General features: G+C 71.8%; 12 protein-coding genes. 4 read left to right on the forward strand and 8 right to left on the reverse strand.

The features are described from left to right. Positions 1-12: 12 nt before the first annotated feature. The 3 genes from AB0K80_RS06435 to AB0K80_RS06445 form a co-directional block, all read right to left on the reverse strand. Positions 13-3,258 (reverse strand): S8 family peptidase, encoded by a 3,246-nt coding sequence (locus AB0K80_RS06435; protein ID WP_365666409.1) that lies wholly within the window; start codon positions 3,256-3,258, stop codon positions 13-15. 367 nt (positions 3,259-3,625) lie between these two features. Continuing rightward, positions 3,626-4,879 (reverse strand): Ig-like domain-containing protein, encoded by a 1,254-nt coding sequence (locus AB0K80_RS06440; protein ID WP_365666411.1) that lies wholly within the window; start codon positions 4,877-4,879, stop codon positions 3,626-3,628. Between the two features lie 269 nt (positions 4,880-5,148). After that, positions 5,149-5,484: a hypothetical protein gene (locus AB0K80_RS06445; protein ID WP_365666413.1), complete on the reverse strand. Its 336-nt coding sequence runs from the start codon at positions 5,482-5,484 to the stop codon at positions 5,149-5,151. 109 nt (positions 5,485-5,593) lie between these two features. Between AB0K80_RS06445 and AB0K80_RS06450 the strand changes: the two genes are divergently transcribed. Both AB0K80_RS06450 and AB0K80_RS06455 read left to right on the forward strand, forming a co-directional pair. Continuing rightward, on the forward strand, positions 5,594-5,908 hold the full coding sequence (locus AB0K80_RS06450) for a hypothetical protein (RefSeq protein WP_365666415.1): 315 nt from the start codon (positions 5,594-5,596) through the stop codon (positions 5,906-5,908). Between the two features lie 63 nt (positions 5,909-5,971). Continuing rightward, on the forward strand, positions 5,972-6,748 hold the full coding sequence (locus AB0K80_RS06455; RefSeq protein WP_365666417.1) for a hypothetical protein: 777 nt from the start codon (positions 5,972-5,974) through the stop codon (positions 6,746-6,748). Positions 6,749-6,816: 68 nt separating this feature from the next. Here the strand turns inward: AB0K80_RS06455 and hutH are convergent, their stop codons facing one another. The 3 genes from hutH to AB0K80_RS06470 form a co-directional block, all read right to left on the reverse strand. Next, entirely contained in the window at positions 6,817-8,355 is a 1,539-nt protein-coding gene (hutH, locus tag AB0K80_RS06460) for a histidine ammonia-lyase (protein ID WP_365666614.1), read from the reverse strand. 109 nt (positions 8,356-8,464) lie between these two features. Next, positions 8,465-9,619 carry a GGDEF domain-containing protein gene (locus AB0K80_RS06465; protein ID WP_365666419.1) on the reverse strand — a complete coding sequence of 385 codons (1,155 nt, stop codon included), beginning with the start codon at positions 9,617-9,619 and terminating at the stop codon, positions 8,465-8,467. A gap of 108 nt (positions 9,620-9,727) precedes the next feature. After that, a complete protein-coding gene (locus AB0K80_RS06470) occupies positions 9,728-10,528 on the reverse strand; it encodes an enoyl-CoA hydratase-related protein (RefSeq protein WP_365666421.1) in 801 nt (266 codons plus the stop codon). Positions 10,529-11,313: 785 nt separating this feature from the next. Here AB0K80_RS06470 and AB0K80_RS06475 point away from each other — a divergent pair. Beyond that, a complete protein-coding gene (locus AB0K80_RS06475) occupies positions 11,314-12,012 on the forward strand; it encodes a hypothetical protein (protein WP_365666423.1) in 699 nt (232 codons plus the stop codon). A gap of 11 nt (positions 12,013-12,023) precedes the next feature. On the opposite strand, the gene AB0K80_RS06480 is transcribed toward AB0K80_RS06475, so the two are convergent. Together AB0K80_RS06480 and AB0K80_RS06485 are read right to left on the reverse strand one after the other, a co-directional pair. Continuing rightward, positions 12,024-13,157, reverse strand: a complete 1,134-nt coding sequence (locus tag AB0K80_RS06480; RefSeq protein ID WP_365666425.1) for an adenylate/guanylate cyclase domain-containing protein — start codon at positions 13,155-13,157, stop codon at positions 12,024-12,026. A gap of 182 nt (positions 13,158-13,339) precedes the next feature. Beyond that, positions 13,340-14,215: a biotin--[acetyl-CoA-carboxylase] ligase gene (locus AB0K80_RS06485; protein ID WP_365666427.1), complete on the reverse strand. Its 876-nt coding sequence runs from the start codon at positions 14,213-14,215 to the stop codon at positions 13,340-13,342. Positions 14,216-14,325: 110 nt separating this feature from the next. Between AB0K80_RS06485 and AB0K80_RS06490 the strand changes: the two genes are divergently transcribed. Then, a complete protein-coding gene (locus tag AB0K80_RS06490; RefSeq protein WP_365666429.1) occupies positions 14,326-15,915 on the forward strand; it encodes an acyl-CoA carboxylase subunit beta in 1,590 nt (529 codons plus the stop codon). Positions 15,916-15,922: the final 7 nt, after the last annotated feature.

Here is a 15,922-nt window from a genome sequence, read left to right on the forward strand (position 1 = left end):
GTCAGGCCAAAGTCACTTACCGTAGTATGCGTTGTAGATCGAGAGCGTCGACTTGTTGCCCTTCTTGTCGGCGATCTTCGCGTGGAAGGAGATGGCCTTCCCCTTCTCCGGGTTCTTGACGGTGATCTTCCCGTTCTTGACGGTGACCTTCTTCCAGGTCTGGCCGTAGTCGTACGACACGTACACCGCCAGCGACTTCAGGTTGCTGCCCTTGGCCGCGCCCTGCACCTCGACCGGGATGCTGACCTTCTCGCCGGCCTTGACCTTGCTGTCCAGGCCGGTCTTGGCGCTGAAGCGGACAGTGGAGGCGGGCAGCTTCGTCAGATCGGCAGCGGTCTTCTTGGAGCGGAACGTCCAGCTCGCGTCGATGCGAGTAGAGGCCGCCGCGACCTTGACGCTGCGCTTGACCGAGGTCGTCAGCTTGTATTCGGCGTCCCCGGCCGGGACCTTGAACGCCTTTCCGCCGAACAGTGGGTCGTCGTTCGATCCGACCTTGGTGCCGTTGCGGTAGAGAGTCGTTGCGACCGAAGTGAAGTCCGACGAACCCGCGTGCTTGTTGGCGTCGGCGAACAGCGGCAGCAAGCCGTAGATGTCGTTGCCCTGGCGGAAGAGCCCGAATTCGGCGTTCAGATGCGGGCCGAACACTGCGGTGTTGAAGGTCTTGGTGTACGTCTGACCCGCCTTGAAGGTCCGCGGAGCACCGAGCGAGTAGGCGGCATCGGAAACCAGGAAGCCTTGATCGTCCTTGCCCGCGAACTGCAGGAAGTCGAAGGTCCACTGGATCTTGTCGGAGGTCGACAGGTACAGCGTGCGCCCACCGGGCAGCTTCTGCTCCACAGGAACCCCGAAGACGGCCTCGTCAGGGAGCAGGCCGTAGGTGACCAGTCCACCGGTCTTGCCCGACGCCGCAGCACCGAGGTTGTTCTTCACCGTGGCGAACTCGCTGGCCGCGAAGTGGCGAGACTTGTCGCCCTTGATCTTCTTGACCTGCTCAGTGGTCGCCGCGTCGTACTCGGCCCCGGCTCCCTTGGCCCACTGGCCGTTCCAGGTCTGGGACAGCCCGCGGGTGACTTCTGCGCCCAGGTGCCCCATGCGGATGTCCGCGAAGGATCCCGCGGTGAAACCGACACTGGCCATGGCCGGCTCGTAGAAGTAACCTGCGGTCGCGGACAACGGCTTGGCCTGGGCGTCCGGAACCGTGATGTTCGCTTGCTTGGTCTTGCGTGCGTCCACCGTGACCGTGAGGTTCTTGGTGACATCGAGCTTGGGCTGGACCAGCCAGTCGACGCCGCCCTCGAACGTCTCGAAGTTCTTCGCCAGCCAGGCGTCCAGCAGGTACGAGCCCCTGGGCACCCGCAGCGTGACGGTGCCGGAACTCGGCGGCGCCACGTACCCCCGGTTCTTGGCCAGACCCGTGTACCCGATCAGGTCGGTGACGTAGCCGTCGGTCGGATTGCCGTCCTTGCCGATGTGCTTTACGGTGACGTCGTACGACTCCACCTCACGCTGCACAGCGGCCGCCGTGCGGACGGTCTGGCCGCCGCCCGTCGCCGTGACGTACGCCGAGTAGGCGCCGTCCACGGTGCCGCCCAGCTTGGTGTTGACGGTGAAGGCGACCGAGGCCTTGCCGCCGGCCGGGACCGTGACGCTGGTGGCGCCCAGCTTGAAGAAGCCGGCCGGGGCGGCCTGGCCCTTGGGGTTGGTGGCGGTCGACGCCAGCTTCAGCGTGACGTCCTTCGTCCCCAGGTTGCGGTACGTCAGCTGCTTGGTGACCGGCTTGTCGTCGGTGTGCGGCCACTGCTGCACGCCGAAGGACACCGACACCGGGTCGGCGATGACGGTCTGCTTGATGGCCTTGTCGACCTGGATGCGGCCAGAACCCTGCTGGAACGGCGTGTACTTGCCGCCCTTGGTGGAGCCGGTGAGGGCGCCCTTGAGCTCGGTGTACTTCCAGTCCGGGTGCTGCTGCTTCAGGATCGCCGCGGCGCCCGCGACGTGCGGGGTCGCCATCGACGTACCGGAGATCGACATGTAGCCGGCCGGCTTCTCGCCGACCTCCTTGGCGATGTCGTTGCCCTTGGCGGAGGCCGCGGTGATGTCCACGCCGGGCGCGGTCACGTCCGGCTTGAGGGCGCCGTCCAGGCCCGGGCCGATGCTGGAGAAGTCGGCCAGCTTGTCCTTGTCGTCGACGGCGCCGACGGTCAGGGCGGCTGCCGCGCTGCCCGGGGAGCCGATGCTCTGCTCGCCGAGGAAGCCCTCGTTGCCGGCGGCGATGGCGAACAGCACGCCCTTGTCGGCGGAGAGCTTGTTCACCGCCGCTTCCAGCGGGTCGATCTCGGGGGTGTCCCCGCCGCCGAGGCTCATGTTGATGACGTCGGCGCCCTGCGCGGCGGCCCACTCCATGCCGGCGAGGATCTCGGAGTCGTTGCCGAAGCCCTCGTCGCTGAGCACCTTGCCGTTGAGGATCTTCGCGCCCGGGGCGACACCCTTGAACTTGCCGCCCGACTTGGCGCCGGTGCCGGCCGCGATGGAGGCGACGTGCGTGCCGTGGCCCACCTTGTCGTTGGTGCCGGGCGAGGTGGAGAAGTTCTTCTCCGCCACGACCTGGCCCTTGAGGTCGGGGTGCGTGGCGTCGACGCCGGTGTCCAGGACGGCGATCTTGACGCCCTTGCCGTCGTAGCCGGCCGCCCACGCCTTGGGGGCGCCGATCTGCGGAACGGACTTGTCGAGGCTGGCCTTGCGGACGCCGTCGAGCCAGACGTGCGCGATGCCGGCGGCGGTCTTGTCGCCGTTGGTGACCGCGTCCCACAGCTCGGGCGCGTCCTCCTGCGGCGTCTGCACCGCGTCGGCGTTGAGGGACTTCAGGGTCGCCCGGAGCTTGCCCGCGTCACGGACGTCGGCCTTCGCGCCGGCGGCGGAACCCTGGTAGCCGACGATGACCTTCAGGCCGTGCTTCTGCGCCTTGCGGGTGGCGGCCTTGTTGAGCTCGGTGACGTCGAACAGCCGCTGGTCGAGCTTGCCGCTCGCGATCAGCCGGGCGACGTCCGCCGGGATGACCAGCGTGTGGCCGTCGATCCGGCGGATCTGGACGGGTATGTCCTCGCGGCCCTTGGCCCGCTCCAGTCCGACGACGCGGCCCTTGGCGTCGACGGCGACCCGGTCACCGGTGATGAGCGTGATGCGGTGCTTCGCCGTGAACGACGAGGCCTTGACCGCGTCGGCGGTCTGTTCCCCCTTCGCCGACGCGGGGCTGGTCATGCCCGCCGCCAGTGCCACGGCTGCCGCCGCGGCGACCGTGGCCGCGCCTGCTCTTTTCACTTGTCTGCGCAAACTTCCCCCTAGCAGAAGAACCGGGTGACATCCCGGGTCACCCGGCCGGGGGTGGTCTCGTACGCATGCCCGTACACCCCCCGGAATACGCAGTATGCCGAGGGGTGATCAGCCGCTCAATAGATGAAAGGACGGTAAGAGATCTGTCGATGTTCTGTTACGGGACCGCCGGAAGCCCGTTACAGGTTTCCCGGTTGACCACTCGTCCCCCAGGGGCACCGCACAACGGATGCCGCCGCCCACCCCCTTGCCGGGATGGACGGCGGCATCGCCACGCTGTTCGGCCGCGGGGGCGTCAGACCGCCGAACCCGCCTTCCACTGCGCCCAGTTCATGTTCCAGCCGTTGAGACCGTTGTCCGGGGAGACGGTCTTGTCGCCGGTGTTCTTCACGACGACCACGTCACCGATCAGCGTGTGGTCGTAGAACCACGCGGCCGGCATGTTGGGGTCGTTCGCGCCCTTCTTGTCCTGCAGGCCGACACAGCCGTGGCTGGTGTTGACGTTGCCGAAGACCGAGGGGGCGCCCCAGTAGTTGCCGTGGATGAAGGTGCCGGAGGTGGTCAGGCGCATGGCGTGCGGCACGTCCTTGATGTCGTACTCGCCCTTGCCGTCGTCGTCGGTGAAGCCGACGGTCGCGCCGTTCATCCGGGTCTCCTTGAACTTCTCGGAGACCACCATCTGACCCTCGTACGTCTTGTTCTCGGGCGCGCCGGCCGAGATCGGGATGGTGCGGATGACCTTGCCGTCCTGCGTGACCTTCATCTGCTTGGTCTTCGCGTCGACGTAGGAGACCTGGTTGCGGCCGATCTTGAAGGTGACCGTCTTCTGCTGCACGCCGTACACCCCGGAGGCGCCCTCGACGCCGTCGAGGGCCAGCTTCAGCGTGACGGTGGAGCCTTCCTTCCAGTACTCCTCCGGCCGGCAGTCCATGCGGTTGGCGTTGAACCAGTGGCAGGCGACCTCCTGGCCGCTGGTGGTCGAGACCGTGATGCCCTTCTGGACGGCCGCCTTGTTGGTGATCGCCTTGTCGAAGGTGATCGACACCGGCATGCCGACGCCGACGGTGGCGCCGTTGTCCGGGGTGAAGGTGCCGATGAAGCTGTTGGCGGGCGAGACCGTGGTGAACGAGGCGTTCTCGTGGGCGGCGCGGCCCTCGGCGTCCTTGGCGGTCGCCGTCACCTTGTAGGTCGTGGCGCGCTCGAGCTGGACGCTGGGCTTCCAGCTCTTCTTGTCCGCGGATATCTCACCGGAGACGGCGGTACCGTCGGCGGTGGTCATCTTCACGTCCGTCAGCGTGCCCTTGGCCACCTTGACGGTGGCGGAGTTGTTGATGGAGGCGTTGGTCGAGCCGTCCTTCGGCGTGATCTCGATCTGGGCCTCGGAGGTCTTCTCGGCTGCCGCCTCGTCGACCTTGGCCTGCGAGGTGCCGTTGCCGCTGCCGTCCCCGTCGGTGTCGTCGCCGCCTGAGGAACAGGCAGAGAGCACCAGCACTCCGCCGAGCAGTGCGGACGCGACCGTCAGGCCCCTGCGCCGCTTACTGTCCGTCATCACACGCTTCTCCATCGTTGCCGATTTCCCCAAAAACCCCGTGAGTCCCCCGTTGCGACCGAGAGTCCTCGCACGAACCTTCAACGCTACGACCGGTGCGTCCCGTTCCACATCGTCCGCGTGTGTGGGCATCACCACGTCCGCCGTGCTCCCGTCCGCGCGCACCCTGCGTGGGGCGGACGGGGCCGCTGCCGGTCAGTGCGCCGCTTGAGACGCCGTGACCCCGGGCAGCGGTTGCCGCCCGGGGTCACGTGTTCCCCCAGGGCGCCTCAGCCGGCGTCCTCGTCACCGTCATCATCATCCTCGTCGAGGTCCCAGTCCGGCGCATCGGGGTCGTACGTGATGCGCTCGCTGCTCCAGGAGGCCTGGTGCAGCTCCACCCCGGGCACCTCGCTCACCAGGTCGAACGGATCGACGAGCTGGGCGAGGGCCTCCGCGGTGTCCTCCGTCACAGCCGCCTGTGCGGGTACCCGTTCCGCGTCCGGCATGTCACGGTCGCCGGCGATCCGGCGCAGCGCCGCCGCGGTGACCGCGTCCTCGTCGTCGATTTCGAGGACGAGTTCCACGCGGAGCCGGACAAAACGTGATCTCTCTGGAGTGTTCATGCCCGGAGGGTACGGTGCCGCGCGCCCGTGACTTTCCCGTGACCCGCGCCGTTCACTAACATCGCCCCACACGGCCAATTCGCCAGCGCCACAAGGGGATCGATATTCCGTGTCATCCGCTCGCCGTCCGTTGCTGACCGCCACCGCCGCGGGGACCCTGCTGGGCGCCCTGTGGTTCGTTCCGTCCGCGAACGCGACGGCGGAGCACCCGGCCAGAACGGCGCCTGCGGCGAGCCCGTCTCCGCAGGTCACCACGCAGGCGCGGGCCGCGTCCACGACCCAGGAGAGCTCCGCCGCCGAGGCCCGGCTCGCCGACACGGGCAGCTTCGACAGCACCCCGTACGTCATCGGCGGGACCGCCTTCCTCACGCTGGGCGCCGGCTTCGTCGCGTACTCGGTACGCCGGGAACGTCTGGGTTTCTGACGGAAACGTCCTGGTTTTTGAACTGACTTGACGTTCCTTTGACAAACCGTTCATAGTCCGCCCATGAAGAGATCATCGGGCGCGCGACTGGGCGCCACGGCCGCCGTGAGCGCACTGACGCTCGCCCTCATCACGGGCTGCTCCGACTCCGGCTCGGACGCCAAGGACGCGAAGGGTTCCCCGGACTCCGGCTCCTCCTCCTCGGCCCCGGCCGCCAAGGCGCTGACCCCGGCCGAGCTGGAGAAGCTGCTCCTCGCGCAGGGCGAGGTCAAGGGCTACCGGGTCACCTCGGGCGACGACACCCTCCCGAAGTCGAAGAAGGCGGTGAAGACGGACAAGGCGGACTGTGACCCGCTCGCCTGGGCCACGGCCGGTCTCGCCCCGGGCCAGACGGACGCGAGCGCCAGCAACTCCGTCGCCGAGGACAAGGCGTCGACCGCCACCGCGCAGCCGGACAGCGTCGAGGACGCCTTCGACGTCAACATGACGTTCGTGGGCCTGTCCTCCTACGACGGCGACGGCGCCGAGCAGGCCATGAAGGCCGTCTCCGGCGGCGTCACGGCCTGCTCCGGCGGATACGGCCTCGCCGCGGGCGAGGAGAAGTCGAAGGTCACCAAGGTCGCCCCGGCGAAGGCCTCCGGGCTGGGCGACGAGTCCGTGGCGTTCTCCGAGGACGTCGACATGGACGGCGAGGGCACGGCCACCTTCCACACCGAGGTGGTCCGCAAGGGCAACACCGTCGCCACCTTCTACACGGTGAACTTCGCCGCCCTGGGCACCGGCAAGGCCGCCGAGATCCCGGCGGCCGTGGTCAAGGCCCAGGTCGCCAAGCTGAAGTGACCCCTCGGGGCCCTGCCGCACGGCAGGGCCCCGGCAGCATCACCGCACCGGTCCGGTGACCGTCTCCCTCACCGCAGCGGTCCGGTGACCTTCTCCACCGCCTCGACCAGCCGCCCGTCGCGTACGAACGCCTCCGCCGCGGCCAGGTCCGGCGCCAGGAAGCGGTCCGGGCCGGGGCCGGCCACCCCCGCCTCGCGCACGGCGTCGATGACCGCCTGGGTGGCGGGCGCGGGGGTCAGGCCCTCGCGCAGTTCGATGGCGCGCGTGGCGGCGTACAGCTCGACCGCGAGGACCCGGGCCAGGTTGCCGACGGCCGTACGGAGCTTGCGCGCCGCCGACCAGCCCATCGAGACATGGTCCTCCTGCATCGCCGAGGACGGGATCGAGTCCGCCGAGGCCGGTACGGCCAGCCGCTTCATCTCGCTGACCAGCGCGGCCTGGGTGTACTGGGCGATCATCAGGCCCGAGTCGACGCCGGGGTCGTCCGCGAGGAACGGCGGCAGCCCGTGGCTGCGGTTCTTGTCCAGCAGCCGGTCGGTGCGCCGCTCGGCGATGGAGCCGAGGTCGGCGGCGGCGATGGCCAGGAAGTCCAGGACGTAGGCGACCGGGGCGCCGTGGAAGTTGCCGTTGGACTCCACCCGCCCGTCGGGGAGCACCACCGGGTTGTCCACCGCGGAGGCCAGCTCCCGGTCGGCGACCAGGCGGGCGTGGGCCAGGGTGTCGCGGCCGGCGCCGGCGACCTGCGGGGCGCAGCGCACCGAGTAGGCGTCCTGGACGCGGGGCGCGTCGTCCTGGTGGTGCCCGGTCAGCCCGGACCCCTTCAGCACGGCCAGCATGTTGGCGGCGCTGGCGGCCTGCCCGGGGTGCGGCCGGATGGCGTGCAGTTCGGGCGCGAGGACCTTGTCGGTGCCGAGCAGCGCCTCCAGGGACAGCGCGGCGGTGACGTCGGCGGACTTGTACAGCGTCTCCAGGTCGGCGAGGGCCATGACCAGCATGCCGAGCATGCCGTCGGTGCCGTTGAGCAGGGCGAGGCCCTCCTTCTCGCGCAGCACGACGGGCTGGATGCCGTGTTCGGCCAGCAGCTCACCGGCGGGGCGAATCGTTCCGTCCGGCCCCTCGGCCTCCCCCTCCCCCATGAGGGTCAGGGCGCAGTGCGACAGCGGGGCCAGGTCGCCGGAGCAGCCGAGGGAGCCGTACTCGTGCACGACCGGGGTGATCCCGGCGTTGAGGACGTCGGCCATGATCTGCGCGACCTCGGGCCGCACCCCGGTGTGTCCGGAGCAGACGGTCTTCAGCCGCAGGAACATCAGCGCCCGTACGACGTCCCGCTCGACGCGCGGCCCCATGCCGGCGGCGTGCGAGCGGACGATGTTGCGCTGCAGCTGGGCGCGCAGCTCGGGGCTGATGTGCCGGGTCGCCAGGGCGCCGAAGCCGGTGCTCACGCCGTAGACCGGGTCGGGCTTGGCCGCCAGCGCGTCCACGATCTCGCGCGCTGCGGCGAGCGCGGCCACCGCCTCCTCGGAGAGCTCGACCCGGGCGCCGCCGCGCGCCACGGCGAGGACGTCGGACGCGGTGACCCCGGACGTCCCCACCACCACAGTGTGCATATCCATATTCAGGAGCGTACGCAGTGAATTCCTTGATGTCACCACTGGGGGCCGGGTTCACCCCTTACGAACAGGTCACCGCCGCCGACGAACGCGTCACCGCCGCGCCCTACGGGGAGCGCCGCCCGCGGAAGCGCCGACGCTCCCGGTCCGCCGCGTCCACGGACGGCTCGTCGGCGAGCCGCAGAACGGGGTCGTCGGGCCCCTCCCGGCCCGCGACGACCGGGTGAGCGGCCCGGTCCGCCTTGGCCCGGTACTGGGCGGCGTCCGCGAGCCGGAACAGCCGGCGGGCGTCGCGCACCGGCCCGACCGGATCCTCGGTGGAGGCGACCCCGCAGGCCACGCCGTCCCCGAGCTCCAGCTCCGCGGCCCGGCGGCACAGTTCGTCGGCCGCCTTGACGACCTGGTCGGCGGGCGGACCGACCGCGAGCAGGCAGAACTCGTCCCCGCCCAGCCGGGCCACCAGGGCGCCCGGGACCATCGCGCCGCACAGCGAGAGCACCGAGCCGAAACGCTCCAGGAGCCGGTCGCCGACGGCGTGCCCGTGGGTGTCGTTGACCCGCTTGAGCCCGTTCAGGTCGCAGACGACGAGGCTGACGACCGTGCCGTCCCGCCGGTGCCGCTCGACGGCCTGGTCCAGGCGTACGTCGACGGCTCGGCGGTTGGCGAGCCCGGTGAGCGGGTCGGTGAAGGCCAGCCGCCGGGCCTCCGCCAGCCGCTCCGCCTGGGCGATGCCGGCGGCCACCACGGCGGCCAGCACGGTGGCGAAGTCGGCGTCGGACCGCTCGAAGACGGGCGTGCCCACCGGGCGGGCGACGTACAGCTCGCCCCAGGCGCGGCCGTGCAGCACGATCGGCGCGACCACGCAGCAGCCGCGGCCCCGGCGCCGCAGGGCGGCGACCCGCTGGTGGACGTACCCGGGGCGCCCGGCCGCCGGGCCCTCGGCGGTCTCCACCCACGCGCCGGGCTGTCCGCCCCCGGCCCACTGCTCGTGCAGGAACTCGGTGATCTCGGCGAACTGGTGGACGGGATAGGCCTCGTCCTCCGGGAACTCCTCCTCGCCCTCGGCGAGCTCGCCGACGTTCACCAGGACCCTGAGCCGCCCGAGCTCCCGTTCCCACACCGACAGCGCGGCGAAGCTCCCGCCCAGCGCCCGGCAGGCCCCGGCGGCCGCGGCGCGCCAGGCCTCGCGGGTGCCCTGCGCGGCCGCCATGCCCTGGGCCAGCGCAACGACGTCCGCCAGCCGGCTGTCCTCACCACCCATCACTCCAGGCTAGGGAGGTTCCACCCGAACCGGGATGTTATCGGGGCGAACGGGGCGCTGATCCGGGGAGCTGATCCGAAGCGCCGATCCGGGGCGCCGATCTCCCGCCTACTCTCCCGGCCACTGCGGCTTGCGCTTGTCGTTGAAGGCGGCCACGCCCTCCGCCCGGTCCCCGGAGAACGCCACGGACCGCCAGGCCGCGTCCTCGACCTCCAGCCCGGCCCGCAGGTCCAGCCCGTGCCCGAGCCGCAGCGCGCGCTTGGCCGCCCGCAGCCCGACGGGCGAGTTCGCCGCGATCCGGGCCGCCAGGGCGAGCGCCTCCGCCCGGTCCCGTCCCTCCTCCACCAGCTGGTCGACGAGCCCCAGCTCCCGCGCCTCGGCGGCCTCCACCCGGCGCGCCGTGAAGATCAGCTCGGCGGCCCGCGCCGCCCCCACCCGGCGCGGCAGCAGCTGCGTACCGCCGCCGCCCGGGATCACACCCACCGACACCTCCGGCAGCCCCACCACCGCCGTACGGTCGGCCACGATCACATCGCACGACAGCGCGAGTTCGAACCCGCCGCCCAGGGCGAACCCGTGCACGGCCGCGATCGTCGGCACCGGCAGCTCCAGCACCCCCATGTACGCCGCCCGCGCCACGGGCCGCTGCCGTACGAGATCGGCGTCGCTGAAGGAGTTCCGCTCCTTCAGGTCGGCCCCGACACAGAACGCCCGCTCGTGCGTCGAGGTCAGCACGACCACCCGGACACCGCGGTCCTCCCCGAGCGCGGCGCACGCCCCGGCGAGGGACCGGGCCATCTCGGTGGACACGGCGTTCATGGCCTTGGGCCGGTCGAGGGCGAGCTCCGCGACATGCCCCTCCTCGTGCCGCCGCACCAGCACGAACTCCCCGAACCGTTCCTCACTCATGACACCCTCCGGTTAACGCGGGTTAACACCACTGGCCCGATCATCGCAGCCCGCCTCCCCCGGGAAAAGCCCGGACGCGCACGGTTCCCGCCACCCCGTCCCGGCCACCCGTTCGAGTGACATCCCGGCAACTCCGGCCACACCGCCCATGACAGCGCATAGCGTGCGCACGGCGCGGCGCATCGGGGGCGCGCGGGCAGGGGGCTGACACCGGAATGACCACCAACACACCACCGAACCGACCCGGCACCGGCCACCCCGGGCCCGCCCAACCGTCCACGCCCCGGGCGAATGCCCCGGTGGGGGCGGCAGGCGGGCGGCAGACGGGCTCCCCGGCCGCCGGGTATCCCGGGCCGCAGGAAGGGCGTCCGGCTGCGGCCTTGCCTGGGCCACGGGTGGGACACCCGGTCGGCGCCTCGTCCGCCCGGCGGGTGGGGCACCCTGCCGCGGCCCTGCCCCGCCCGGGCGGGCGGCCCCCGGCCGCCGCGTCTCCCGGCCAGCAGGCGGGGCCCCGGGTGGCCGCCGCCCTTCCCGGGCCGCAGGGCGGGCAGCCGATGGCCGCACCAGCCGGGCCGTACCAGGGGCCCGCCGCCGGGCCCCGGGCGGGGTTCCCCGCGGGTGCACCGGCCCGGCCCGCTCCCGCACCGGACACGCACCACCCTGCCGCCGGACCAGCCAGGCCGGGCACGCGGCCCGGGCCGGACGCGCGTCCCGGTCCGAACGCCCGGTCCGCAGCCGGCGTACCCCCCACACCGCGGGCGCGGCCCATCGCCGCCGGCTCCGCCGTGCCGCAGGCAGTCCTGCCGGCCGCCGCATCCCCCGGGTCCCCGGCCCGGTCCGCGCCCGGCGCGCAGCCCTCACCCCCCGTACCCCTGCCGGCCGGGGCCTTCGGCGGGCGGGCCCGCGGTCGGCACCGCAAGCCGCGCCCCCGCAAGGTGCTGCTGGCCGCCGGGGGGCTCGCCCTGGCCGCCGGGGCGCTGAGCCTCGTACGCCTCACCGGGGGTCCGGGTACCGGCGGCATCGACGCCGCCGAGGCCGGTCCTGCCCCCGACCAGGTCACCGGGACCGAGCGCGCGACCAGTGCCGGTGCGGCCGTCGCCGCGTCCCCCGAGCTGAGCCCGTCCACGCCCACCGCCCTGGGCGGTCTGACCCCCGCACCGGCCGCACCCCAGCGGTCCACGGCCCGCCCCCGGCCCGTCACCGCCGCCGGCACCGCCACCGGCACCGGCACCGGCACCGGCACCACGACCGTCCCCCGGGCGACCGGCCGCGCCCCTGCCCCCACACTGACCGCGAGCGCGCCGAAACCCGAGGCGAAACCGCCCCGCACCCCGCCACCGAGCCACAGCATCCCGCCCCCGACCGCGCCCCCGCCTCCCGCTGCGCAGCCGAGCCGCCCGCAGGAACCGTCCGATCCCGGCCTGTGCCTGCCGATCATCGCCGTGTGCGTGGACGGACTCGCCCAGGGCCAGGGCGAACGGTGACGGACCGTCCGCTACGACGTCCCGTTGCGCCGCGCGAGCAGCCAGGGCTCCACGACGCCCAGGCCACGCACGGGCCGCTGCCACATCGGCTGGAGCGCGAACCGGTAGGCCGGCGGCTCCTCCCCCTCCTTCTCCGCCGCGGCCGCCTCCTCGGCAGCCGCCGCCTCGGAGGCCGGGGCGTCCCGGGTCCGGATCAGCTCCTCCGCGAAGGCGCTGTCGACGAGGACGGCGTCCTTCGGGGCTATGGAGGTGAGCCGGGAGGCGAGGTTGACCGTCGTACCGAACACATCACCCATACGGGTGGTCACCGTGCCGAACGCCATGCCGACGCGCAGCTCCGGCATGGTCTCGTCGTGTGCCATGGTCTCGATGAGCCGCAGGGCGATCTCGGCGGAGGTGCCCGCGTCGTCGGCGACGTACAGCACCTCGTCGCCGAGCGTCTTGACCAGCCGCCCCCCGTGCGCGGCGATCAGGTCGGCCGCGGTGGTCTCGAAGGCCTCGACGAGCTCGCCGAGCTCCTCTTCCTCCATCCGGCGGGTCAGCCGCGTGAACCCGACCAGGTCGGCGAAGCCGACGGCGAGGCGCCGGTCGACCATCTCCTCGTCGTCCGCGGCCTGCACGACCCGCCCGGTCGCGGCGGCCAGCTGACGCCGCCAGACGTACACCAGGAACTCCTCCAGCTCGGGCAGGAGCAGCTCGACCAGGGGGTACGTCACCTCGGTCCGGGTCATGCCCGGCTCGGGCGGCTCGGTCAGCCCCTCCAGGAAGGAGTCGATCTGCCACTCGGCGAGCCGTGCGGTGGTCTGCCCGGTGGACCGGGCCACCTGCACCGCCATGGCCTCGCTGAGCAGCCCGGCCTCCACCAGACCGGCCAGGCGCCGCAGCGCCAGTACGTCCGCCTCCGTGAGCGCCTTGGCCTGCCCGATGTCGGCGAAGCCCATGGCCCGCCAGAACCGGGACGCCAGCTCCATGGAGACACCGGCGCTGCGGGCCGCCTGGAAGGGGGTGTAGCGACGCTCCGCGCCCAGGATGAGCTGTTCGAGACGGAGCGCGAGAGGGTCCTCGCCTGGGTCGGCGGGATACGGGTGCCCGCGGTCAACCCGGCCCTGCGCGTCCGTGCTGGAGCCCGAGTCGTCGACGGTCACGCCTGCTGCCCTTCCGATCTGTCACGGTCATGTATCGACCGGCCTCAACTCTACGGCAGGTGTGCGCCAGCTCACTCCGTCAGGTTGAGCCAGGGGGTGCTGTGGAGGTCGGTACGGGGTCGAGGGCGTCGTCGCCGGGCGCGGGCGGCGCACCACCCGGTGTGCCCCCGCCCGGTCCACCGTCACACCGCCCGCAGATGCACGATGTCCCCCGCCCCCACGGGCTCCTGCACCCCCTCCCGCGTGGCCAGCACCAGCCGCCCGTCGCCGTCCAGGGCGACCGCCTCACCGACCAGCGACCGCCCCCCGGGCAGCTCCGCCCGCACCATGCGGCCGAGCGTCGCGCAGCCCGCCGCGTACGCCTCCTGCAAGCCGCACGCCGCCGGATCACCGCCGGCCTCCCGCCACCGCACGTACCACTGCTCCAGCGCCCGCAGCACCCCCCGCAGCAGCGGGTCCCGGTCCGTGCTGACCGCACCGGCCAGCAGCAGCGACCCCGCCGTGGGCACCGGCAGCTCGTCGGCCCGCAGGGAGACGTTCACTCCGACGCCGACGACCACCCCGCCCTCGCCGGCCCGCTCCGCGAGGATGCCCCCGGCCTTGCGTTCCTCCCCGCCCACCTTCACCAGCAGGTCGTTCGGCCACTTCAGCGCCGTGTCGACGCCGGCCGCGCGGGACAGCCCCGTGGCCACCGCGACGCCGGTGAGCAGCGGCAGCCATCCCCACCGCGCCACCGGCACCTCCACGGGCCGCAACAGCACGGAGAAGAACAGGCCCGAGCGCGCCGGAGCCGTCCACTGGCGGTCCAGCCGGCCGCGCCCCGCCGTCTGCTCCTCGGCGACGAGGACCGCGCCCTCGGACGCCGTGCCCTCGGCGGCCCGGGCCACCAGGTCGGAGTTGGTGGAGCCGGTCCGCTGCACCACCTCCACCTGGGACCACAGCGCTCCCTCATGGACCAGCCCCCGCCGCAGGGCGGTGGCGTTGAGGGGCGGTCGGTCCAGGTCCGACCAACGGCTGCCGTTTCCCCGGGGGTCCTCTGATGCATCTCGCGGTGTCATGCAAGCCACCCTAGGTGTGGTAAACGCCGCACTGCCGACCCGTAGACACCCCACTACGCTACGGATGAGTAACCGTCCCCCCTTTTGAGCAGGCAGGGAGCCGCATCCCGATGTCCGAGCCGGAAGAGCAGCAGCCTGACATTCACACGACCGCGGGCAAGCTCGCGGATCTGCAACGCCGTATTCACGAGGCGACGCACGCCGGCTCGGAACGCGCCGTCGAAAAGCAGCACGCCAAGGGCAAGTTGACGGCCCGTGAGCGCATCGAGCTGCTGCTCGACGAGGGCTCCTTCGTGGAGCTCGACGAGTTCGCCCGCCACCGCTCCAGCAACTTCGGCCTCGACCGGAACCGCCCCTACGGGGACGGGGTCGTGACCGGCTACGGCACGGTCGACGGCCGGCCCGTCGCCGTGTTCTCGCAGGACTTCACCGTCTTCGGCGGTGCCCTCGGCGAGGTGTACGGCCAGAAGATCGTCAAGGTCATGGACTTCGCGCTGAAGACCGGCTGCCCGGTCATCGGCATCAACGACTCCGGTGGCGCCCGTATCCAGGAGGGCGTGGCCTCCCTCGGCGCGTACGGCGAGATCTTCCGCCGCAACACGCACGCCTCGGGCGTCATCCCGCAGATCAGCCTCGTCGTCGGCCCCTGCGCCGGCGGCGCGGTCTACTCCCCCGCCATCACCGACTTCACGGTCATGGTCGACCAGACCTCGCACATGTTCATCACCGGCCCGGACGTCATCAAGACCGTCACCGGCGAGGACGTGGGCTTCGAGGAGCTGGGCGGCGCCAGGACCCACAACGCGACCTCCGGTGTCGCCCACCACATGGCGGGCGACGAGAAGGACGCCATCGAGTACATCAAGCAGCTGCTGTCGTACCTGCCGTCCAACAACCTCTCCGAGGCCCCGGCCTTCCCGGAGGAGGCGGACCTCACCGTCACGGACGAGGACCGGGAGCTGGACACCATCGTCCCGGACAGCGCGAACCAGCCGTACGACATGCACACGGTGATCGAGCACGTCCTGGACGACGGCGAGTTCTTCGAGACGCAGCCGCTGTACGCGCCGAACATCCTCACCGGCTTCGGCCGTGTGGAGGGCCACCCGGTGGGCGTGGTCGCCAACCAGCCGATGCAGTTCGCCGGCTGTCTGGACATCAAGGCCAGCGAGAAGGCGGCCCGCTTCGTACGGACCTGCGACGCCTTCAACATCCCGGTGCTGACCTTCGTGGACGTGCCCGGCTTCCTGCCCGGCGTGGACCAGGAGCACGACGGCATCATCCGGCGCGGTGCCAAGCTGATCTACGCCTACGCCGAGGCGACCGTCCCGCTCATCACGGTCATCACCCGCAAGGCCTTCGGCGGGGCGTACGACGTGATGGGCTCCAAGCACCTGGGCGCCGACCTGAACCTCGCCTGGCCGACCGCCCAGATCGCCGTGATGGGCGCGCAGGGCGCGGTCAACATCCTGCACCGCCGCACCATCGCCGAATCGGACGATCCCGAGGCGACCCGCGCCCGGCTGATGCAGGAGTACGAGGACACCCTCCTCAACCCCTACGTCGCGGCCGAGCGCGGCTACGTCGACGCGGTGATCATGCCGTCCGACACCCGCAGCCATGTCGTCCGCGGGCTGCGTCAGCTGCGCACGAAGCGGGAATCCCTGCCTCCGAAGAAGCACGGCAACATCCCCCTCTAGGCCCGCT

The organism is Streptomyces sp. NPDC052682, from assembly GCF_040678435.1.
Taxonomy (GTDB): Bacteria; Actinomycetota; Actinomycetes; order Streptomycetales; family Streptomycetaceae; genus Streptomyces.

Coding starts and splice junctions, on each gene's coding strand:
- AB0K80_RS06435 (WP_365666409.1), bottom strand. CDS start 3,258: ATGACCAGCCCCGCGTCGGCGAAGGGGGAACAGACCGCCGACGCGGTC.
- AB0K80_RS06440 (WP_365666411.1), bottom strand. CDS start 4,879: ATGACGGACAGTAAGCGGCGCAGGGGCCTGACGGTCGCGTCCGCACTG.
- AB0K80_RS06445 (WP_365666413.1), bottom strand. CDS start 5,484: ATGAACACTCCAGAGAGATCACGTTTTGTCCGGCTCCGCGTGGAACTC.
- AB0K80_RS06455 (WP_365666417.1), top strand. CDS start 5,972: ATGAAGAGATCATCGGGCGCGCGACTGGGCGCCACGGCCGCCGTGAGC.
- hutH (WP_365666614.1), bottom strand. CDS start 8,355: ATGCACACTGTGGTGGTGGGGACGTCCGGGGTCACCGCGTCCGACGTC.
- AB0K80_RS06465 (WP_365666419.1), bottom strand. CDS start 9,619: ATGGGTGGTGAGGACAGCCGGCTGGCGGACGTCGTTGCGCTGGCCCAG.
- AB0K80_RS06470 (WP_365666421.1), bottom strand. CDS start 10,528: ATGAGTGAGGAACGGTTCGGGGAGTTCGTGCTGGTGCGGCGGCACGAG.
- AB0K80_RS06485 (WP_365666427.1), bottom strand. CDS start 14,215: ATGACACCGCGAGATGCATCAGAGGACCCCCGGGGAAACGGCAGCCGT.
- AB0K80_RS06490 (WP_365666429.1), top strand. CDS start 14,326: ATGTCCGAGCCGGAAGAGCAGCAGCCTGACATTCACACGACCGCGGGC.